This is a genomic window from Metabacillus sp. 84 (genome assembly GCF_050107715.1).
Classification (GTDB): Bacteria; Bacillota; Bacilli; order Bacillales; family Bacillaceae; genus Metabacillus_B.
Genome location: NZ_JBNILN010000003.1, coordinates 67,548 through 88,938, shown reverse-complemented (window position 1 = coordinate 88,938; position 21,391 = coordinate 67,548). Strand labels below are relative to the sequence as shown.

Sequence of the window (21,391 nt, the reverse complement as noted above, 5' to 3'; positions counted from 1 at the left end):
TTGGCGAACAGTGAAAAACTGCATGATAGCAGGCAAAAAGAAAGCCTTCCTGGGGGGAAATCTTTTTTCAGGCAGAAGGAATGGCTTTATAACAGGGGAAATAGCAAGCAGCTGTGACGTTGCAAAAAGCACCGCTGGAGAATAGGCTGATCTGTTCATTCAACCATTATAGACGGAACTTTGGGAAGATGAAGGACCGGCGCAGGAGTATTAAGAGTGTAAATCCATCATTAATGGAATATAATGGTATAAAGGGTGAGGAGGGATAATATGGAAAATTCCGTTAGAAATGGGATTGTTTATTTCTTATTTTTACTTGTGGCGGGATGGTTCTTATATAGCGGTGTGCGATTCGGAATGGTGTTAGAAAAGGAAGCGAAAGAAATTTATGACCTTAGAACATTTTCAGCGTTTCAATATCTCTTCCCGGTTGCAGCCGGAATGCTGTTTGCAGCTCCAGAGCTGATACTGGACATCTGGCGGGAAGGGCGCTGGAAAATCGGGTGGCTAAAGCTCCTGATCATTGGCCTGCCGCTTGCATACTTGACCGGAGCAAACCTTCAATTTCTTACCGGCGAGCACCTCCTGCCTTTTCCAGGTTTTCTCACAGGAGGCTATGGGACATTGCAAAATCTCATGATCAGCTCGATCTGCGGAACGGCTTTCGGATATATTCTCCTTTCAAGTGTAAGAAAGCAGCCCCGATAAGAGCTGCTTTCTCTGCAATCATTTTCCTGCCCAAACGTCTTTCGCAACACGGCCCTGCTGCTGCAGATCAGCGAGCCACTCGGCCGCTTCTTCTTCGGATGAATCTCTTTCGGCCTGGTAGATTTCTTTCATTGCCGCTTCCACATCCGGTGCCATTTTGCTGCCATCCCCGCAAATGTATAGATGTGCATGCTGGTCAAAAAGCGATATCACTTGAGATGCATGTTTTTTCATAAGATGCTGCACATACGTTTTCGCTTTCCCATCCTCCCGGGAGAAAGCGGTATGAAGGATTACGAGCCCATCCCGTTCTGCTTCTTTCAGTTCCTCTTCGTAAAGAAAGTCGTGTTTCCGTGTTCTGCAGCCAAAGTACAAGTGAGCTTCCCCAAGACTGTATCCCTGCTCCTGAAGAATCCTCCGTCTCTGCAGAAAACCTCTGAATGGGGCAATTCCAGTGCCAGGCCCGACCATAATAATAGGTGTCGCAGGGTTCGAAGGCATTTCAAAGCCGGCTTGGGGCTCTTTAATAAAACACGTAACTTGAGCTCCCGGCAGCAGGCGGGCAAGATAGCATGAAGCAATCCCATGGTATTCTCCTGATCCGCTCCATGCCTGTTCCTTAAGCACACTTACGGTTAAGCTCACCTTTCCAGGAGAACGCTGAGGAGAGCTGGAGACGGAGTAGTAACGCGGCTTGAGGGGCGGCAGCAGGCTAATATACCGTTCAAAATTCAGCTCACAGGCCAAATAGTTTTCCAAAAGTTCAAGCATGGAAATCCGCTTAGGCAGAATATCTTCCTCATACCTTTTCAGCATTGCTTCCAGTTCAAATCTGTGAGGAGGACAGACCGTGGCTTCTGCGAGTATTTTCAGCTGGGTCTTTGTAACAGGATCCTGCAGCTCCACGTACTCGGTAAGCAGTCTGCGAACTTCGATGGTTTCCCCCTTTGGAAGATGTGCAGTCTTTGCTCCTTCTCCCCTCAGAACAACCCTTTCCCTGCCGCTGAGCCCAAAGCGCAGCAGGACGCGATTCACTAACTCTTCACAATTATGAGGCAGGATGCCAATATGCCCCCCTTCTCTGTAGGTCACATCTTTTGGCAGGGACAATTCAAGATAGCGGGTGCTCCGTGCGCTGGCAGCCGATTGAAGCTCTTTGTTCACTGTCACTTCAGCGATGAACGCCTGATGCTTCAGGGCAGCAGGAGCCATTGGTTCACTGCTGACAAATTCAATGGATAAGGTCTCATCCTCCTCTGGGCTGGCAGCGGCATCATCCAGCTCAAAGCGAGCAGCAAGCGCTCTCCACATCTCGTGCTCCCAAGCTTTAAAACTGCCGAAAAAATCACCATCTGCATCGCCTTCGCCCCGGACACACAATCGAAAAGCACCTTTCTCCTCCAGCTTTTGGTCCATATCTGCAGGAACTCGCTGATACGTCGCAGACCAGCTTCGATCGCCGCATCCGAACACGGTGTACGTCACCCCTTCCAGTTCATTTCTGCCAGCTTTACCGAGCCAGTGAAAAAATTTCACGGCGTTATCCGGGGGATTTCCATTGTAGGAGGAGGTAATAATGAGTACGGCACCCTTTTTCGGCAGCTTGCCGGAAAAATCATCCAAAGCTCCCGTTTTTGCTTGAAACCCAAGCCGGCCCGCTGTCCCCGCAAGCTCCATTGCCAGTTCCTCCGAGGTTCCCATATTAGACCCGTAAAGAATGAGGAGCGGTGTCCGATGAGCATCTTCAGCAGGTTCCTGAAGCGAATTCCTTGTGGATGAGGCTGCTGATGGATGTTCAGCGATCATTGCTGATCCCGTCCATTTTTTCCTGGATACAGCTTTTAGTGTAAAACTGTGCGGCTTCCAGCTCAGCGTTTCTTTTATTGCCAGCTGATAATTCGCGTCATCTGCGAAGTCAAAATGCTTTAGCAGAAGCCCGAGTGCAAGGGTTGCCTCATGCAGGGCAAACTGCTGGCCGATACAGGCTCGCTGCCCGTTCCCAAAAGGCTTGTAGGCATGAGGGGGAATGGTGCTCATATCTTCAAATCTCCCGGGTTTGAACACGTCAGCATCCTTCCCCCATACAGCAGGATCGCGGTGAAGCCGGGGAAGAAGAACGGTTACCTCCTGTCCTTTCTGAAGGGCAAATTCACCGCCGATTATTTCATCATTTTTTGCATAGAGCGAAATGGCAGGAACGGTGGGCCAAAGACGGAGTGCTTCGTTTACAATCATCTGAATATATTTCAGCTTTTTCACTTCTTTGTACGAAGGCACGGGAGAAGTAAGGACACGGTCGGCTTCTTCCTGTGCTTTTTTCAGAACAGCCGGATTTTTGCAGAGCTCGTACATGGTAAAGGAGAGCAACCCGCTTGTTGTCTCATGGCCCGCGATTAAAAACGTAATCATCTGATAGCGGATGTTTTCATCGTTCAGCATTTCCCCGGTTTCGGGGTCCCTGCTGCGAAGCATGTGTGAAAGCAGATCCCCGGGCCACCGGTTTTCCGGCTGTTTCCTGCGGCTCGCTATAAGCTGGTCGACGAGTCCGAACATGATTCCGATATCGGCGTGAAAAGCGTCCAGCTCTTTCTTGTATAATGCCTCCTCTTTATGGGACCTCGTCAGCTGGCTCATTGCCTCAAGAAGGGCGGCATTCATGCTTTCCACAAATGGATGGAATCCTGTCCTGTAAAAGCTGTTGAAACGATAGTTAAAGCCGCAAAGACCGATTGTATCGAGCGTAAGCTTTGTCATATCTTCCGGGATATGGATGGATTCCCCTTCATTCATGCGCTCCCATTTCTGGACAAGCTGGACTGCAATATCCGCCATCATCATGTGATAGCCTTTCATTGCTTTCTGGCTGAAGCTTGGCATAAGAATTCCATGAGCTTTTTTCCAGTTGGGCTCATGAGTCCAGCTTGTAAATAGCCCATCTCCGGAAAACGGGCGGAGGTTTTGCAAAGCAGCGCCCACACTTTTATCAAACCGCGCCTCATCGAATACTTCTGCTGCGAATTTATGGCTTGAAAGAAAAACAGCTCCATTCCGGGGTCTGTCGAACCTGAATATGGGACCGGCTTTTTTAGAGATTTCGATAAGGGACTGAATGATATTTCCAGGGTCCAGAATAGACTTGCCCCCATCCGGCTCTTTCACATGCAGCTCCGGGATTTGTCTTAAAGACGTCATATAGCATTTCCCTCTTTCAGTTATGATTCTGTTTCATTCGCTCAAGATGAAAAGTTCTGCCGTTCCGCAAAAACTTATGAATGCTATATAAATATGCTGTTTTTGCACATTTGGCTGGACAAAACATCGAATTCCTGCAAAAAAACTGATTTTAAAGCCCTGATTCGCCAAAGGAAAAAGCAGCCTTCGCCAGGCTGCTTTCCTTTGTGCTGAAATATTATTTCCCTGCCCATACATCTTTTGCAAAGCGTCCCTGCATTTGAAGATTGGCAAGCCAGGAGGCCGCTTCTTCTTCTGATGCATTTTTTTCAGACTGATAGCTTTCTTTTATGACATTTTCTACATCAGGCGCCATTTTGCTGCCGTCGCCGCAAATGTAAAGGCGGCCGTTCTGTTCCAGCAGCCGAATGAGTGAGGAAGCCTCTTTTTTAATCAGGTGCTGAACATAGGTTTTTGCCTTGCCTTCTTCCCGCGAAAAAGCTGTGTGAAGGGTCACTAAACCATCCCGTTCCGCTTCCTTCAATTCCTTTTCATACAAATAATCGTGCTCACGGGCTCTGCAGCCAAAATAGAGATGGGCTTCTCCAAGCTTTGCCCCTTTCTCTTTCAGGACACGCCGGCCTTGCAGAAAGCCTCTGAATGGAGCAACTCCCGTACCGGGGCCGACCATGATCAGGGGAATTTCCGGGTCTTCCGGCCTTTCAAAGCCGTCCTGCGGTCCTTTTATAAAGCAGGAGACGCGTTCTCCCGGCATAATACGGGCGAGGTAGCCCGAAGCCACTCCATTGTATTCTCCGGCACCGCTCCACGCAGAATCCTTTAAAACACTGACGGTCAGGCTGACTCTGCCGGGGGATGCATCCGGAGAGCTGGAAATCGAATAATAGCGCGGTTTAAGCGGCGGAAGCAGGCTTAGGAACCGTTCAAATGAAAGCTCGCATGCCATGTACTTTTCCAGCAGCTCAAGCATTGTAACCCGCTTGGAGAGAACCTCCTCCTGATAGCGGTCCAGCATGGATTCTAGCTCCATCCGGTGCGGCGGACACACATTAACGTAAGCTAAGACCTTCAGCTGTGTCCTCGTAACCGGCTCCTGCAGCTCTGCATAGGCGGAAAGCAGCTCCCGCACACCAATTGGCTGTTCTTTTGGCAGGTGAGACGTACTGGCCCCTTCTCCATGCAGCAGAAGCTGTTCTTCTCCGCTCAGCTGAAAGCGGCGGAGAACCCGGCTGATAAGCTCCGGGCTGTTCTTGGGAAAGATACCGATATGTCCGCCCTCCTTGTACGTTTTGTCAGCCGGCAGGATCAGCTCCACGTGGCGGGTGCTCCGTCCGCTCGCCTCGGCTTGAAGCTCTGCTGATACGGCAGCCTCGGCTGAAAATGCCTTATAAGCTTCCCCAAGAGGGGTCACCTGCACACCCGGCACGAACTCTGCCGTAAGAGAAGCACCTTCCCCGGCTCCGGATGGAAGTTCTGCATCAAAATGGGAAGCAGCCTCTGTCCAGAACCCTTCTTGCCACAGTTCAAAATCCGCTTCAAAATCTGTATCTGCATCTCCCTCGCCGCGGCTTGCAATTTTAATCGCGCCTTTCTCCTCCATCGTCCGGTCAATGAGCTGAGGAATACGCTGATACGTGCTCGACCAATTCCGGTCTCCGCATCCGAATACGGTATACTGAACCCCTTTCAGTTCTTCCGGACCGGCCGACTCCAGCCAATGCACAAACGCTTGTGCATTATCAGGCGGATTTCCGTTATAGGAGGCCGTGAGAATAACAACGGCTCCTTTTTTAGGAAGCTTTCCTGCAAAGTCATCAAGCGGCGCAGCCTCTGCTTTGAATCCCAGCTGCACACCTTTTTCAGCCAGCTCCTTTGCTAAACCTTCAGCTGTGCCCATATTGGAGCCGAAAAGGACAAGCATCGGTGTCTGATGGGCATCCTCGTCGGGCTCACCGGCAGCAGCACGCTGTTCTTTTTTTACCGGCTGCTCTGCTGAAACCGCAAAGCCCATCCATCTTTTCCTGGATTTAACCTTCATCGTAAACTCATTCGGCTTAAGAGTAAGAGTCTCTTTAACATTCAGTTCATAATTGGTATGGTCGTCAAAATCAAAATGCTTCAGAAGCAGGCCGAGGACTAATGTTGCTTCATGCAGGGCAAACTGCTGGCCGATACAGGCCCGCTGTCCATTCCCGAACGGCTTGAATGCATGCGGCGGAATCCCGCTCATGTCCTCAAACCTTTCCGGCTTAAATTGTGAGGGATTCTCCCCCCAAACTTCCGGATCGCGGTGCAGCTGCGGAAGCAGAACAGTGACTTCCTCCCCTTTGGCAATGGCGAATTCTCCGCCGATTATTTCATCTTCTTTGGCATATAGGGAAAAAGCAGGAGCGGTCGGCCAGAGCCGCAGGGTTTCATTTAAGATCATTTGCACGTATTTAAGCTTTTTGACCTCTTTGTAGCCCGGAACCGGTTCTGTCAAAACACGGTCCGCCTCCTCTTGAGCTTTTTTCAAAACATCCTTGTTTTTCAGTAAATAATAGAGGGCAAACGAGAGAAGGCCGCTTGTTGTCTCATGGCCGGCAATTAAAAAGGTGATAATCTGAAAACGGATGTTTTCATCATCGAGACCTTCCCCTGTTTCCGGATCTTTGCTTCTCAGCATGTGAGAAAGCAAGTCGTCCGCCCATTCCTCCGCCTTCATTTGTCTGCGCTCCGCAATCAGCTCGTCAACCAGGCTGAACATAGACTGAATATTCTCCTGAAAGGCTTCCTCCTTTTTCTTTAGGAAGGCTTCGTCTGTTTCGGTGCGCTGCAGCTTGCTCATCGCTTCCCCGAGTGCCCCGTTCATACTCTCAATAAATGGATGGAATTTCTCGCGGTAATAGCTGTTGAACCTGAAGTTAAATCCACAAAGTCCGATCGTATCAAGAGTCAGCCTTGTCATATCCTCTGAGACATCCACCGTATCCCCGGCATTAAGGCGCTCCCATTTCTGCACCAGCTGAATCGCGATGTCGGCCATCATGCTGTGGTATCCTTTCATGGCCTTCTGACTGAAGCTCGGCAGCAGAATATTATGTGCTTTTTTCCAGTTTGGCTCATGCGTCCAGCTCGTAAACAAGCCGTCACCAGAAAAAGCGCGGACATTTTTCAGCGCCTGGCTTACACTTTTATCAAACCTTGATTCATCTGATACCTCTGCTGTCAGCGCCCGCCCCGACAGATAGACAGTGGATTGAGTTTGTTTCTGAAATTGAAAGATTGGTCCCATCTGCTCCGCAATCTTCATAAGTGACTGAACCGGCTTTTCCGGATTCAGCAGCGGCACTTGCAAATTCTCTCCATGAAGCTCCGGCTGTGGAATTTTGCTCATTAGCGTCATACAGCATTCCTTCTTTCTTATTGATGAATTCTTACAGCATCCCAGCAGCTTTCTTCGATTCCGCTTAACAGCTCCGCCGTCTCTTCCAGGTGTCCGGCACGAATAAGGCGGTGAAGCTCCAAGAAAGCTCCGAATAAAATCGCGATCAAGCCGTTGGAGGGCAAATTCCGGATCATCCGCTTCTTTTTTCCTTCTTCAAAAAAATCATAGAGGCCGGACAGGGCCTGTATAAATTGATCCGTGCTCTTTTGATTCAAAAAGTGCGCATGGGCGTGATTCCTTATGAAGCACAGAGCATGCTCATGTTTATTGGTAAAAGTGACCATTCCATAGAAAAAGTGCCGAAACTGCTCCCTCAGATCCACCGCATCTCGGGGACCATGTGACAGCGCAGCTTCAAGCTGTCTTGAACATTGCTGAAAAAGTACGTTGCCGAGCGTTTCTTTATTGTCAAAATAACGGTAAATGGTGCCCGCCCCTACTCCAGCCTTATCAGCTATTGCAGGTACGGCCGTCGCATCAAATCCGCGTCCGGCAAACAAGATGAGCCCGGCCTCTAAGATCTGATTTTCTTTCCCTCCTGCATTGACGGTCATTCAAATCCCCCTTCTAAACGGAATGAACATTCATTCCGTTTAGATTAGTGTAACGCTGAAAGCTTAACAGATGAATAGAACAGAAGAATGAAAAAGCTTCTAAGCAAAAGAACCCGGATTGTACGTCAATTCTGACTTTTCTATCAAATAATGGAACCCGATGCCATAGCAAAACCCGCCGTGTGAGGCAGACAAATCCTCAAGCGGCGGGCTTATGCTGCAGACCGTTCCGTTATTTCTTATTGAAAGCATTCCCGGCAAGCTTTTCAATCAGCCCCGGGGCCATCTGATACAGCGTGCTCCCTGCATTCATCCAGCGCGGCAGATTGATTTCCCGTTTATACCGGACCATGGAGCGTACGACTTTCTCTGCAACAAAATCAGGAGTGAGCATCCAGCGCTCTACATTCTTTGTATAGTCGCCGCTCTCATCAGCGGTTTCAAAAAAATCTGTTCTAATGGGACCCGGATTCACAGTGGTCACCTTGATTCCTGTACCGGTGCACTCCATTCGCAAGCTGTTGGAGAACCCGAGCACGGCATGCTTCGTTGCAGCGTAAAGGCTTGATTTAGGCGTTGCAATTTTTCCGGCTTGGGAGGCAATGTTGATGATCTGTCCGCCCCCCTGCTTTTTCATTGCGGGAAGCACAGCCTTCGTGCAGGCAATCAGCCCGAATACATTTACCTCAAACATCCTTTTCATTTCCTCGAGAGCAGATTCCTCAACGGTTTTGAACACACCAAATCCCGCATTGTTAACGAGGACATCCACGCGGCCTGTCTTTGCGGCCAGCTGCTGAAAAACAGAGGCTATTTCTTTCGTATCTGAAACATCCAGTTTTGCGTAAAACACTTCTGCACCATATGTTTGCTTCAGCTCGAGAGCGAGTGATTTGAGCCGGTCTTCTCTGCGTGCCATCAGGACTGGAACCGCTCCTGCAGCAGCGCTTTTCCGCGCCATTGCTTCTCCGATTCCGCCTGATGCACCGGTGATAAACACCACTTTATTCTTTAAATCCATGCTCCACCATCCTAAGTAAAATACATTCGGTTTTCCTTTGAACCATTTGATGTTATTTTACCTAGGTTCTCTAAATAATCCAACTGGGCAACGCTTTCCGACATGGTCAGCATCAGCTCTTTATGAAAAACGGTCGGAAACAGCTCCGTACAGACTTGAAAGGCCGTCATGGGCTTTTCCGCAAGCATCCGGCGCACTTCCTCTGCACGGTCGCCCTGCCGCTTTTGCCTGTAGGCAATCAGTTCATGTGCGTTTTCGATCACTTCTCCATGCCCTGAATACACCTTCGTAATCCGTAAGCCGAGCAGTTGTTCAAACGTTTCGTTAAACTGAAGCTGGGGCTTAGGGCGTTCCAATCCTTCCATTGGCGGCTCAAGCAGCGGGTTGGCGGAAATTTTTTTCAGCAGGACATCTCCGCCAAATAAGACTCCATCCTTTTCCCGGTACAGGGCAATATGAGACTGGGCGTGCCCTGGTGTTTCCAAAACCTTGAATCCGGGCATTCCTGGAACCGGATCCCCGCTCCGAATGGATTGACTGAGCGAAACGGTACAAGAAAAGGCAAGGGACCGCTCTAAGTTTTTAATATATTTAAGAAAGACAGGATCCACACCGAACTCCAGCAGCAGTCCGTGGAAAAATCCCTTCTGGTTTTCAAGAAATTCCGGATCGCGGGAAAGCCATGGTTCATTATAGGGGTGCCCGATGATTTGCGCCCCCTTCAGCTCATCCAGCAATCCGACATGGTCAGGATGATGGTGGGTAACAATGACCTGTTCAATATCCCCGAGCCCGTATCCGCACTCTCCTAAATGATCTTTGAGTGCATCCAGGGCCTCTTCTGTTTTAGGTCCTGCGTCAATCAGTGTAAGGGAGTCGCCTTTATACAGGTACGCATTGATATCCCCTACCGGAAAAGGAGTCGGGATAGGGAGCGCTTTGATCGCTTCCCGGTCAGTGATTGGATTCATTTTTTTCCCCCATTTATTATTTTTGCATACAAAATTTGATCTCCTGGAATATGTACAAACCAATTTTACCCTTATTCGTTAATTTTGTCATTATATTCAAATAATTCAGCTAAAAAAAGGTTATTTCCCTTATTGACATTAGCTTGTCCACCCTTGCATAATGGAGTACAAATATAAACAAGATATCGGAATCGGCGATGATCAGGACCAGTACATCCATCAATGGCGAAAGAGAGCACAGTTCACCGGCTGAAAAACTGTGCAGCCCGCTTGAGGATCGAACCTACCCTGCCAGCTGTTAGGCAAACCTAAACGCAGCCCGCGTTACAGGCACATTGAGCTGGGTGCAGAACGCTTGCGCCAACTAAGGTGGTACCGCGGAGACCCTTCCGTCCTTTTCTGTATAAGGATGGAAGGGTTTTTTTATGCTGCACAAATTCAGTTTTTTTAAAAAGGAAGGATGAGAAGGATGAACATTGGCTTGATCGGAGCCGGCTCGATGGCAGAAGCGATGATTTCGGGATTGATTAACGGAAATGTCGTAAGACCGGATCAAATCTCAGTGTGCAACCGCAGCGACCGCAGCAAGCTCCTTTATTTGCAGGATCAGTATGGGATTGAAATAACGAAAACGAAAGCCGAGCTCCTCGCCCAATCAGATGTAATCATTTTAGCGATGAAACCGAAGGACGCTGAAGAGGCGATTCTTTCTATCAGACCTTTTGTAAAAAATCAGCTGTTCCTTTCTGTCCTCGCAGGCGTTACGATCCAAAGCATCCAAAAACTTCTTGGCAAACAAGCACCCGTAATCCGCGCGATGCCAAACACCTCGGCGGCCATCCGCATGTCCGCCACCGCTATTTCACCAAGCGAAGAAGTGACCATGCATCAGGTTAAAATGGCAAAGCATCTGCTGGAGACGATTGGGCTGGTTACGGTTGTAGAAGAACATCATCTCGACGCGGTAACAGCACTTTCCGGAAGCGGTCCCGCTTACGTGTATTATTTTATCGAAGCAATGGAAAACGCAGCTGCGGAAGTCGGGCTGCAAGGCGACACTGCCAAAAGTCTAATCCTTCAAACCCTTGCAGGCGCTTCGGAAATGCTGATGCAGTCCGATAAACAGGCCTCCCTCCTGCGCAAGGAAGTGACCAGTCCGGGAGGAACGACAGAAGCCGGTATTGAAGCTCTCAAAGGGTATCAATTTAACGAAGCCATTATTGCATGTGTGAAAAGAGCCGCAGAGAGGTCTGCAGAATTAGAGGCGCTAATCGCCGACGGCGGACTGAAAAAGATTCGAAAAGCCTGACAGGGAGCCCGCACATAGCGGACTCCCTGTTTTTTTCGGTTACCTTACATCGAGCAGGATTTTCCCTGTACTCAGCCTGCTTTCCATTAACTCATGAGCGGCGGCCGCTTCCTCCAGGGGGAAACGGCTCCCAACTTGGATGGAAAGCTTCCCTTCCTGATGCAAAGCGAACACTTTTTCCGCTGTTTTCTGAAGGGTCTCTGGCCGCTTTTTACGCGTTGTTCCAAAGCTGAAGCCTAAAATAGAACGGCAGCCGGCATGAAGATCCGAGGTTTTAAACCGTCCCGGCTCTCCTCCTGCATTCCCGAAGTGAACGAGCCTCCCAAATGAAGCCAGGCAGGTGAGGCTTTTCTCTGAAACCTCTCCTGAAATGGAATCCAAAATCACATCCGCTCCCAGGCCATTCGTTGACTCCATCACAACCGGAGGAAAATCTTCGCTCTCAAGGCAGATAACATGATCCGCCCCAGCCTGATAGGCCGCTTTGATTTTCTCTACTTTTCCGACGGTGCCGATGACTTGAACAGCACCCATCCGCTTGGCAAGCTGGATAGCAGTCGTTCCAATCCCCCCGGCAGCGGCATGGATCAGAACCGTCTCCCCAGGCTGGACCCTCGCAACATCAGCCAAAAGCTGATACGCAGTGAAGGAAACAAGGGGAAAAGCAGCAGCCGCACTCCAATCCATCGAATCCGGTATCGCAAATGTGAGCCGCTGATCTGCTACCGCATACTCTGTGTAAGAACCTCCTGAAGGAAATGCGATTACCCGCTGTCCAGGCTGAAATCCCGTCACCTCTTCTCCGATTCCAATAACCGTTCCTGTTAAGTCAAGACCTGGAATATATGGTGTTTTCGCAGCCTTTTTTCCATATCTCCCTTTCACATCGGCAAAGTTTACACTTGTTTTTTCAACCTGGATCAATACCTCCTGTGCATCCGGTTCAGGAACGTCGACATCTATGTACTTCATATGCTCCGAACTGCCAAACTCCTCAACGACAATTGCCTTCATAGCCTTTCCCCCTTTGCTTATCCCATAATCTTATTCTATTTCCTTTTAAAGTAAAATAATAGAGGAATATTTGGGGACAGAAAAAGTTCGCGGCCTGCTTTCTAAATAAAATACTGGCTCCTGCATAGAGGTTCGCTGTGATAGGAGAACTGGTATATTTTAGATAATGCCTATTTGTTTTATTGGATATGTTAAAGTGTGGTGTTGATTTTTCACACCTGTTGATTGGAGCGGAAGGCGTGAGACTCCGAGCTAAGAACAGCGGGACAGGTGAGACCCTGCAGCCGCGAAGCGAGGAGGAGGCTCACCGCCAGCCCAAGGATAAGCGAACGCCTGCAGCGGAAATCAACAGCCTAGTTTAACAGAGCTATTTTATTAAGGAGAGAAAACCTATGAATAAAGCATCGCAAATGTACTTGGAGAAGTTTTGGAAATCTCAAGGCCAGGAAAAACCAAAACAAGTAAAGTCCTCTCAATTCGGAGCCGATCCAGACCAATTAGCTCAATTAGTAATAGATGGCGTAAAATCGGCCACTTGTTCAGGACTGGTTTTCTACGAAATTGAACACGAGCCGCTCCCTTCTGCTGAAGATTACAGCATCATTTAAATAGTAAAGATGAACCTATGGCGATTATCAAAACAACAGCTGTAGAAATCATGCCCATGAATGAGGTTGCTGAGGAATATGCAGCCGGAGAAGGCGACCGAACATACCGATATTGGAAAGAAGTCCACGAAGAATTTTTCATGAAAGAGCTACAGGCGCTAGGACTGCAATATTCGGAAGATATGATGCTGGTCTGTGAGCGTTTTGAGTTAGTAAACAGCAAATCACCTAAAAAAAATGAAACCCGGAGCGCCTGCCTGGCATTCCGGGTTTTTTTACCGCCTGTTTACCCGAAGGCATTGTTTTTCAATTCTCCTTTCCGGTCCATCTGAAAAATTCATGGATGCTTTTTTCCAGAATGGCAGGCAGCTGTCCGAAAGAATAGGGCAGATAGAGACGCTCTGTCCATTGATGGGCGTCTCGCCCCATAGGACCAATGTTGATGACCGGCAAACTGAGATCTTTTATTTCCTTAGCCGGAAGGGAGTAGCCTCTTCCATACACGGGCATGCTTCCAGTCAATTTTTCCAGAGATTCTTCTGTATCATTCAGCTGCAGGAAGCTCAGATCAGAGAGGCCTTGAAAATACACCTGGCGTTTTAAATTGATGCCGTGGTCCTCTTTGGCCAAATTTGAGACATAATCAGCTATATGGGTAATCATTGGATCTTCGTTTGATGAAACTGCCGGATAAAATGGCGGTCCGTAGAAAAGGACAATCATGGGGGACTGCTCCTTGCACAGCCCGGCCAATTCAGCAACAATGCGGATGGCTTGCTGACGGCTGTCCAATTCACCGGCTGCGGCTGTCTCTAAATTCGCAATTCTTCGCTCGACCTCCTGGAGCCCTGCTTTTTCAACTGCATGCCTGAACAGTTCATCATAGCTGACAGTTTTAACAGAGAAAGGTTCCGGCTTGTAGTGTACTTTTTCCGAAAACACACGCGCTCTCTCCATATAGTGCTCTTCGATCTCTTTAGCGGCTGCCTCAGCTGAAGCCATAAGCATCTGATGCAGCTTTTCAAGCGGCCGCCGCATCGTCAGCACATTAAACAGCGCGACAGAAATGTGCGGGATTTGAACGGAGTATTCCTCCTTCAGATCCTTTTGCATAAGACTTGTGGGCGGAGGGGTCGTTTCCCCCTCTAATGTCTCACAAAAATCGGTGTTCAACTCAAGCTGTTCACTGATTTTTGACACCATCAGATTGGCGTTTAATCCGGAAAAAGGCTCTCCTACATGGGTTTCCTTTCCATAGCAAAGAAACCCTGCGAGTACTTTTCCTATTGAACCTGTATATAAGTAATAATCTGGATCATTCGGGTATTTCGTAAACATGGGCTCAGAATTAATACAGGCTGTGTAGTCGAGAGAATGTTGCTTTTTCAGTTCGTTCAAAGCATGAACGGCCTCAAGCATTCCTTCTGAATTGACCTCTTCGTCCGGCACGGTAAGAAGCAGCAGGTTTCCTTTGAACTCTCCGTTCATTGCCTTTTCAAGAACCCCCATCTGAACCGCCAGACCAGCCTTCATATCCATCGTTCCTCTGCCGAAAAGCCAATCACCGCTTGCTAAATCCTGCTGAACCGCATCAGGAAGCCATTCCTGCTTTTCCTTTAACGTATCTGTCAGCTCATACGGCCTGAAAGCGAGGTGGCGAAGCTCCCCGTAATCAATAACATCCACCGTGTCAAAGTGGCTGAGCAATACAAGCGTATGATTGGATGACCCTTTTACAAGAGCTGATAAAAAACGCCTGCCGTCTTTAAGAGGATGAAGAGTTAAAAAATCTGGATTACGGGTGAAATATTCCGTCTGATTCAGCAAATACTGAACATATTCCGGAAACGAAGCTTCTCCAGGGGTACCGGTTACACTATCGTATTCCACTAATTTTGCCAGCAGTTCGGTCAGCTGTTCTTTTGATTGCCATAATGATTTCATGCAGTCCCCTCCAATCCCCATTTGAATCCATTGTATAGAAATCCCCGAATCTTTCAATACACTGCAGAAGAAAATCTTCCAGAGGGCAGATTGGGTGACTTGCTGATTGTACGCTGGTATACTTTTTTTGAATTTATTTAACGGAGGCGAAAATCTTGAATCGAAAATTATTCGAGCCATATAGAATAAAAAATGTAGAGCTGAAGAACCGGATTGTGATGTCTCCAATGTGCATGTATTCTTCCATGAATGAAGATGGCAAACTTGAAAGCTTTCACCGGACGCACTATGTAAGCAGAGCGGCCGGACAAACCGGACTGATCATGCTCGAAGCATCAGCCGTAACTCCTCAGGGCCGAATTTCTCCAAATGATTTAGGAATTTGGAGCGATGACCATATAGCAGATCTTAAAAGCCTTGTAAAGGAAATCAAAAGCTACGGATCTGCGGCTGCCATCCAGCTTGCCCATGCAGGCCGGAAAGCGGTCCTGAAAGAAGAGATCACAGCACCGACCGCTCTCGCTTTTAATGAAAATTCAAAAAAACCAGTCGCTATGACAAAAGAAAAAATCAGCGAAACCATTCAGGCTTTTCGTGAAGGAGCACGCCGTTCGAAAGAAGCAGGCTTTGATATTATCGAGCTGCACGGCGCTCACGGCTATTTGATCAATCAATTTTTATCTCCGCTTTCCAACCATCGGGATGATGAGTATGGCGGGTCTGCTGAAAACCGCTACCGCTTTTTAAGAGAAGTGATTGAAACGGTAAAAGAAGTCTGGACAGGGCCGATATTTGTACGGATTTCAGCGACGGATTATCATCCGGACGGCTTAACCCCGGATGATCATGTTGTGTTCGCAAAATGGATGCGGGAGCAGGGAGTTGACCTGATTGATGTAAGCTCCGGAGCACTTGTACCGGCGGATATTCCTGTTTATCCCGGCTATCAGGTCCCTTTCGCAGACAAAATCCGCAGCGAAGCAGGCATTCCGACAGGTGCGGTCGGGATGATCACACACGGATTACAGGCTGAAGAAATTCTTAGAAGCGAGCGTGCTGATTTGATTTTTGTAGCCCGCGAGCTTCTCCGGGATCCATATTGGCCGCGAACTGCAGCGAAGCAGCTGGGAACGTCTATTGAGCCACCGGTGCAATATGAGCGGGGCTGGAAATAACGAGGAGCCATCCCGTTGAACAAGGGGCAAACGATACGGCATAACTGCAAGGCTAATTAACCTGCAAACAGGCTTGGAGAACAATCTCCAAGCCTGTTTTCGATTCTGCTTAAATAAGCTTTCGGTTCAAGAAAGGGGGCACAGCTGCCCCTTGGTCTTCGTGATACAGGTTTATTTGCGATTTGTACAGCCTATCTTCGATTTTTCAGTTTTAAGGGCGATTCTCAATTGTATCGCCGACTTCCTGCATCCATGATCATTCCGGCGGCAATTTTCCCCTTCAGGCGGCATAGGCAATTCAGCAACCATTTTTCCAGTCGATCTATTTACCTGACAGCACCTCTGCGTGTACATCCTGAAGAGCAGGGCTTGTTTGTTAACCTGCAAGAGCTAATTGGCAAAAAGGGCGCTCCATGTTTTCGGGCCGACTATTCCATCCGAAGACAGCCCCTTCATCTGCTGAAACGTCCTGACTGCCCTCTCTGTTTTCGAGCCAAAAACCCCGTCTTCCGCTAATTTGAACTTGTGCATGTTCAACTGCTTTTGAACCTGCTGGACGAGAACTCCCTTGGAGCCTTTTTTTATTAGCTCTCCGGGATATGGATTGACGGCAGAAGGCGGCGGCGGGGACTCGCTCATCCGGTCATATTTGGAAAGACCGTTTCTTTCGATGATGCCGATCAGTTTATTGGCATAGTTTGGATCACTTGCATACCCTGCCTGCTGAAGCGCAGCACAGGCTTTTTTATAGTCCGTTTCGGCAAAGATCGGCGCGTATCTAGTCCCTCTTTTATAAAATTCGACCAAATCTTTAAATGACTCATACCAGGACGGATAGCGCTTAAAGGATGAAGAAACCACACGTTCTTCTCCTTCTATATATTCAATCGTTCTCACAACGAGGGACTGACCTTTATAAGAGCCTTTAATACCAAATAAGTTAAAGGCGGTTTTGGCTAAATAGCTTTCGCCCCAGCCGGTTTCCAAAATTGATTGGGCAAGGAGCACAGAGGCAGCAATGTTTTCTTCTTTTTGCACTTTCAGTACATAAGGAAGCACGAGGTCGATAAAGTTTTCCACAAACGGTTCTCCTTTCAGAATAAAAAAAGATACTACATCATAAGCACATTTGCGGAAATGGTATGGATACTTGTACGGGGAAATCAAAAAGAGGCCATGCCCTTTTTATGGCAAGCCTCTTACTTAGAATTATTTGGTTTCTCTGTGCAGCGTGACGCGTTTTAATCTCGGGCAGTACTTTTTCATTTCAATTCTGTCCGGATTGTTTCGCTTGTTTTTCGTTGTGATATAATTTCTGTCGCCCGATTCAGTGCAGGCCAGCGTAATGTTTACTCGCATGATAGTCCCTCCAGTGTACAAATATATAAAACGTAATAATTACGATTTATTTATATTCTACCTGCAAGTCGAGAGACTGTCAATCATGTTTGCCCCGCATAATGGCTTTTTTAAGTAACAGATCATCAGATTTCAATTCTCAATAAATCCTCAGCAAGCCGCGTATCCGGAAAGACTTTCTGAGCTTCATTCAGAAGCATGTCTACTTGCTCTCCCTGATACCTCGCGCTAATGTGCGTCAAAATGAGCTGCTTTACTCTATTTTCCCTGGCAAGCTCTGCTGCCTGAATCGTGGTGGAGTGGTAGTATTCATAGGCGAGCCTTCCATCGTCCCCGCTGAAAGTGGCCTCATGAATGAGAACATCTGCATTTGCAGCGAGCGCTGTGAGCTGAGGGCAGCTTCTTGTGTCTCCTGCGATCGCTATTACCCTTCCTTTCTTGGGAGCTCCCAAATAATCAGCTCCGCGAATAAGGGTGCCGTCCTCGAGTTTAATCGTGCCGCCTTCCTTAAGGGCCTGGTAAGCAGGGCCTGGTTTAATTCCCGCTGCCATTAGGCGATCTGCCATGAGCGTGCCTGGTTTATCTTTTTCAATAATTCTGTAGCCGTAGCTTGGCAGTCCGTGCTCAAGCAGGATGGCTTCAACAATAAACTGGCCGTCTTCGAAAACTGTTCCCCCTTCTCCTTCGATCACTTCAATCGGGTAGCGGAGATTGGTTTGGCTGTGGGAAAGTGCAGCCTTTACAAATTGAGCAATTCCCTTAGGTCCATAAATTTTTAGCGGATCCTCTCCACCTTGAAAGGACCGGCTGCCAAGAAGACCCGGAAGGCCAAATATGTGATCCCCGTGCATATGGGTTATGAAGATTTTTTCGATTTTGCGGGGCTTTAACGTCGTGTGCAGGATTTGATGCTGGGTCCCTTCTCCGCAGTCAAACAGCCACACCGTTCCCCGCTCTTCCAGCAGCTCCAGTGCGGTGGAAGAGACATTTCTCTGCTTGGACGGTACGCCTGCACCTGTTCCTAAGAATAATACGTTCACCGTGTAATCCTCCTATTTGTAATGCTCTCTTCTTAGAATACATGAAAAAAAGAAGCATGCACAACCGGCTATGCATGCTCCTCTTCTTTATTCCTGCATTTTCAGCACTTCCTGCAGGGAGACCCGCTTCAGTTTTCTCTTCGAAAACTGAAGCGAAATCCAATAGGTCAGCAGGATGATTGCAAGACTGCCTGCAATCATGAAGGGACTCGCTGCCACCGGCAGAGCAAATCCAGCTGAATCGGCCGCGGACTTCATAATAGAATCAATCGACAGGACCGCTGCCGGCACTCCAAGGGCATAACCAAGCACGACAACAGGTATATAGATGTCCAGGAGCATCGAGGATATCTCTTTATCCTCATACCCCATCACTTTTAATAGCGAAATGGTTTGAGCGCTTTCGTCCACCATGAGACCGGTGATAAGGCTGATCATGATAAAGCCAATGATGAACGCAAATATACTGATAATCCCTGCTGAATATTGAGTGGGACCAAGCAAGGTTTCAAAGCTTTTCTGCGACATCTGCTTATCATCGATCCTCAAAATGGATTTATCCTTCTCATCCGGCGCTTTCATCGTCCATTCGCCGGTGTAGGAGGATCCCGGAAGACCCATTATCTGATTAGCATCGGCTTTGTTCATATAAATGGATTCTCCAATGTACAATTCTGCAACACCGGCAACAGAATACGTGATGTTTTCTGAAGCCCCCTCCGGTGAAAATGTCAATTTATCCCCGGGCTTTGCATCAAGGGACATAGCGAGTGCTTTGGAAAGGATAATTCCATCTTCAAGGCTTGTGTTAAGCTTCACTCCCGCTTCATCCTCAAGGTTCATCCGTTCGCTCTCCGGTTCCATCCCAACTATCTGAATCGGCTTGCCATTGATTTTTTCACCGTTTACTGCCTCTGCATCAGCTCCAAACAGGGAAAAGTTTTCTTTAGAGGGCTGGTCTGACTGCGGAGCCGCATAGTACACGGTGTAGTTAAAGCGGTATGCTTCCTGATAGGTTTTGCCGATAAGATCAGAAGCTGAGTTCATCATGAGAAACCCATAGGATACAAGGATAGCTGAAGACATAATGCCCAATAGCATAATGACAGCCTTTGAAGGGTTTCGTGTAAGCATCTTGAAACGGAATCTCGTTTTAAACGGTGCTTTCTTGAGGGTGATCCGCCCCCTTGCTTTTTTGGTGCCTGAAAAAGGCTTGAGCAGAGTCAGCGGTCTGGCAGACACGGTCTTCCAAATGGTCCAAAATCCGCCTGCGCTCAATAGGAAAACCGGCAGCACACAAGCAAGAACAAATTGGACAGGACCCAGCCGGACAGCCTCCAAAATCGGCAAATTAAAATATTCCGTGTAATAGCCGGTAAGCGGCACAGCAAGCGCCCACCCTGCCGCTCCTCCTGCTGCTGTTCCAGCGAGTCCGGCCAGGACCGGGAACAGCATATAAGCACCGGCTACTTCTCTGCGGTAATATCCTAACGCCATCAGAGTACCTATTTGTTTACGCTGAAGCTCCAGCCTTCTTTTTACGACAAGCATGACCATTGCCATCGCCAGAATAAGAATAAATACCGGAACCACCCCGGTTATGGATGCTGCAGACTCCATCTTTGATTCCAAAAACGCAATCCTCGGGTTTTCATCTCGGGTCAGCCACTTTATAAGCGGAGCTTCAGCGGTGATGGCTTTCTTCAGCTGTTTTTCATTTAACGGTTCTTCGCCGTATACCGCAGTGTAATAGATTGGAGGGCTTGAGGACTGAGCAGAAATTGCCTCCTCAGAAACAATTGCAGCACCAAAAGATTCAGGATCCTGAATGATATCCGACTCTGATTTCAAAGGGTAAATATAATCTGGAAGAAAAACGGTGCCGGTGACGTGATAACTGGTGCCACCCGCTTCAACAATATCACCAGGCTTAATGGAATGCGCATCAGCAAATTGCTTGGCAAGAGCAATTTCCTCATCCGTCTTGGGAAGGTCTCCTTCTGCGGCGTACGGACGGTTTATAGACCGGGTCAATGAAAGAAGCCGTAATGTCACGCCCTCCTTAACCTGAATGTCCAAATAGCTCCGCTTATTCACTTCTATCTTATAGGTTTGTTCCAGTTTCTTTACCGCTTCCGCACTCAAAGGTTCGGCTGTCTGAAATTGCAGATCCTCCTGATTGTACTCCTCCTGAAAACGGGCTGCGCTCTCAGAAACGGCCGTCATTGAGGCAGAAAGCATGACATATAGCATAATCGCCAGGGCTGCCAGTGCAACCGTACCTGCCAGCTCCAAAGCGCTGCTTTTCAAGGTTCTCCAAACATTTTTAATTAGTTTCATACCCATTTTACCTTTTCGGCTGCAATCGGCTGATCGTTTTGAGTGATATCGGCAATCTTCCCGCTTTTCATCTTAATGACCTTATCTGCCATGTCAGCAATACCGGGGTTATGGGTGATGATAAAAACGGTAGTCCCGTACTTTTGATTGATTTCCTGCAGCAAACCAAGAATCTTTTTGCCGGTTTCTTCATCCAGAGCTCCTGTCGGTTCATCGCAGAACAGCAGCTTTGGATTTTTCACGAGAGCCCTTGCAATTGCGGTCCTCTGCTGCTCCCCCCCGCTCAGCTGATGAGGAAGCTTGTTTCTCTTATCCAGCATCCCCGTACGCTCCAGGATCTCATCTATAGATAACGGGTTTTTGCTGATTTCTTTTCCGATTTCTACATTTTCCTCAACCGTAAGAGCAGGGAGAAGGTTATAGGACTGAAAAATAAAACCCGCCATTTCTCTGCGGTAAGAGGTCAGCTGCTTCTCATTCAGCGTATGGAGGTTAAAGACACCCGCCATGACTTCCCCGCTGTCTGCCGTGTCAATGCCTCCCGCAACATTTAATAGAGTTGATTTTCCGGAGCCTGAAGGCCCCAATATGACTGCAAGCTCACCCTCCTGGACCTCTAAAGAGACGTTCTGAAGCGCAAACACGGTATGATCCCCTGAGATATAGGTTTTCTGAACATTTTTAAAGACGATACTCATGAGTAATCCCCCTAATTTATGAACTATTTGG

The 21,391-nt window shown here is 48.2% G+C and carries 15 protein-coding genes and 1 pseudogene; 4 read left to right on the top strand and 12 right to left on the bottom strand.

Annotated features, from left to right (window positions below; all coding sequences use genetic code 11):
• The first annotated feature begins 270 nt into the window (after positions 1-270).
• Positions 271-708 carry a hypothetical protein gene (locus ACQCV8_RS07160; protein WP_426843892.1) on the top strand — a complete coding sequence of 146 codons (438 nt, stop codon included), beginning with the start codon at positions 271-273 and terminating at the stop codon, positions 706-708.
• Positions 709-726: 18 nt separating this feature from the next.
• Here the strand turns inward: ACQCV8_RS07160 and ACQCV8_RS07155 are convergent, their stop codons facing one another.
• The 5 genes from ACQCV8_RS07155 to ACQCV8_RS07135 all read right to left on the bottom strand — a co-directional run bounded on the left by ACQCV8_RS07155 (position 727) and on the right by ACQCV8_RS07135 (position 9,873).
• On the bottom strand, positions 727-3,900 hold the full coding sequence (locus tag ACQCV8_RS07155; protein WP_426843891.1) for a bifunctional cytochrome P450/NADPH--P450 reductase: 3,174 nt from the start codon (positions 3,898-3,900) through the stop codon (positions 727-729).
• 217 nt (positions 3,901-4,117) lie between these two features.
• Positions 4,118-7,285: a bifunctional cytochrome P450/NADPH--P450 reductase gene (locus ACQCV8_RS07150; protein WP_426843890.1), complete on the bottom strand. Its 3,168-nt coding sequence runs from the start codon at positions 7,283-7,285 to the stop codon at positions 4,118-4,120.
• Between the two features lie 17 nt (positions 7,286-7,302).
• Entirely contained in the window at positions 7,303-7,881 is a 579-nt protein-coding gene (locus ACQCV8_RS07145; RefSeq protein WP_426843889.1) for a TetR/AcrR family transcriptional regulator, read from the bottom strand.
• A 232-nt stretch (positions 7,882-8,113) separates the two neighbouring features.
• Positions 8,114-8,902, bottom strand: a complete 789-nt coding sequence (locus ACQCV8_RS07140) for an SDR family NAD(P)-dependent oxidoreductase (protein WP_426843888.1) — start codon at positions 8,900-8,902, stop codon at positions 8,114-8,116.
• Positions 8,903-8,913: 11 nt separating this feature from the next.
• A complete protein-coding gene (locus ACQCV8_RS07135; RefSeq protein WP_426843887.1) occupies positions 8,914-9,873 on the bottom strand; it encodes an MBL fold metallo-hydrolase in 960 nt (319 codons plus the stop codon).
• Positions 9,874-10,333: 460 nt separating this feature from the next.
• On the opposite strand from ACQCV8_RS07135, the gene proC reads away from it, so the two are divergent.
• Complete coding sequence (gene proC / locus ACQCV8_RS07130) at positions 10,334-11,182, top strand: pyrroline-5-carboxylate reductase (RefSeq protein WP_426843886.1); 849 nt, start codon at positions 10,334-10,336, stop codon at positions 11,180-11,182.
• A gap of 39 nt (positions 11,183-11,221) precedes the next feature.
• Here proC and ACQCV8_RS07125 read toward each other — a convergent pair whose 3' ends face one another.
• Positions 11,222-12,196 carry a quinone oxidoreductase family protein gene (locus ACQCV8_RS07125; protein WP_426843885.1) on the bottom strand — a complete coding sequence of 325 codons (975 nt, stop codon included), beginning with the start codon at positions 12,194-12,196 and terminating at the stop codon, positions 11,222-11,224.
• A 392-nt stretch (positions 12,197-12,588) separates the two neighbouring features.
• Here ACQCV8_RS07125 and ACQCV8_RS07120 point away from each other — a divergent pair.
• Positions 12,589-13,040 (top strand): annotated as a pseudogene (locus ACQCV8_RS07120) (ASCH domain-containing protein); the annotation flags it as partial.
• A 70-nt stretch (positions 13,041-13,110) separates the two neighbouring features.
• Here the strand turns inward: ACQCV8_RS07120 and ACQCV8_RS07115 are convergent.
• Complete coding sequence (locus ACQCV8_RS07115) at positions 13,111-14,748, bottom strand: M20/M25/M40 family metallo-hydrolase (RefSeq protein WP_426843884.1); 1,638 nt, start codon at positions 14,746-14,748, stop codon at positions 13,111-13,113.
• A 155-nt stretch (positions 14,749-14,903) separates the two neighbouring features.
• On the opposite strand from ACQCV8_RS07115, the gene namA reads away from it, so the two are divergent.
• Positions 14,904-15,923, top strand: a complete 1,020-nt coding sequence (namA, locus tag ACQCV8_RS07110; RefSeq protein WP_426843883.1) for an NADPH dehydrogenase NamA — start codon at positions 14,904-14,906, stop codon at positions 15,921-15,923.
• Between the two features lie 390 nt (positions 15,924-16,313).
• On the opposite strand, the gene ACQCV8_RS07105 is transcribed toward namA, so the two are convergent.
• From ACQCV8_RS07105 to ACQCV8_RS07085, 5 genes are all read right to left on the bottom strand, one after another.
• Complete coding sequence (locus ACQCV8_RS07105) at positions 16,314-17,003, bottom strand: glucosaminidase domain-containing protein (RefSeq protein WP_426843882.1); 690 nt, start codon at positions 17,001-17,003, stop codon at positions 16,314-16,316.
• A 129-nt stretch (positions 17,004-17,132) separates the two neighbouring features.
• A complete protein-coding gene (gene rpmG, locus ACQCV8_RS07100; protein WP_426843881.1) occupies positions 17,133-17,282 on the bottom strand; it encodes a 50S ribosomal protein L33 in 150 nt (49 codons plus the stop codon).
• A gap of 125 nt (positions 17,283-17,407) precedes the next feature.
• On the bottom strand, positions 17,408-18,322 hold the full coding sequence (rnz, locus tag ACQCV8_RS07095; RefSeq protein WP_426843880.1) for a ribonuclease Z: 915 nt from the start codon (positions 18,320-18,322) through the stop codon (positions 17,408-17,410).
• Between the two features lie 87 nt (positions 18,323-18,409).
• A complete protein-coding gene (locus ACQCV8_RS07090; RefSeq protein ID WP_426843879.1) occupies positions 18,410-20,662 on the bottom strand; it encodes an FtsX-like permease family protein in 2,253 nt (750 codons plus the stop codon).
• Positions 20,659-21,360 (bottom strand): ABC transporter ATP-binding protein, encoded by a 702-nt coding sequence (locus ACQCV8_RS07085; protein WP_426843878.1) that lies wholly within the window; start codon positions 21,358-21,360, stop codon positions 20,659-20,661. The genes ACQCV8_RS07090 and ACQCV8_RS07085 overlap by 4 nt, the downstream gene beginning before the upstream one ends.
• Positions 21,361-21,391 lie beyond the last annotated feature (31 nt).

Coding starts and splice junctions, on each gene's coding strand:
- ACQCV8_RS07125 (WP_426843885.1), bottom strand. CDS start 12,196: ATGAAGGCAATTGTCGTTGAGGAGTTTGGCAGTTCGGAGCATATGAAG.
- ACQCV8_RS07090 (WP_426843879.1), bottom strand. CDS start 20,662: ATGAAACTAATTAAAAATGTTTGGAGAACCTTGAAAAGCAGCGCTTTG.
- ACQCV8_RS07160 (WP_426843892.1), top strand. CDS start 271: ATGGAAAATTCCGTTAGAAATGGGATTGTTTATTTCTTATTTTTACTT.
- ACQCV8_RS07135 (WP_426843887.1), bottom strand. CDS start 9,873: ATGAATCCAATCACTGACCGGGAAGCGATCAAAGCGCTCCCTATCCCG.
- ACQCV8_RS07115 (WP_426843884.1), bottom strand. CDS start 14,748: ATGAAATCATTATGGCAATCAAAAGAACAGCTGACCGAACTGCTGGCA.
- ACQCV8_RS07140 (WP_426843888.1), bottom strand. CDS start 8,902: ATGGATTTAAAGAATAAAGTGGTGTTTATCACCGGTGCATCAGGCGGA.
- ACQCV8_RS07150 (WP_426843890.1), bottom strand. CDS start 7,285: ATGACGCTAATGAGCAAAATTCCACAGCCGGAGCTTCATGGAGAGAAT.
- rpmG (WP_426843881.1), bottom strand. CDS start 17,282: ATGCGAGTAAACATTACGCTGGCCTGCACTGAATCGGGCGACAGAAAT.
- proC (WP_426843886.1), top strand. CDS start 10,334: ATGAGAAGGATGAACATTGGCTTGATCGGAGCCGGCTCGATGGCAGAA.
- ACQCV8_RS07085 (WP_426843878.1), bottom strand. CDS start 21,360: ATGAGTATCGTCTTTAAAAATGTTCAGAAAACCTATATCTCAGGGGAT.
- ACQCV8_RS07145 (WP_426843889.1), bottom strand. CDS start 7,881: ATGACCGTCAATGCAGGAGGGAAAGAAAATCAGATCTTAGAGGCCGGG.
- ACQCV8_RS07155 (WP_426843891.1), bottom strand. CDS start 3,900: ATGACGTCTTTAAGACAAATCCCGGAGCTGCATGTGAAAGAGCCGGAT.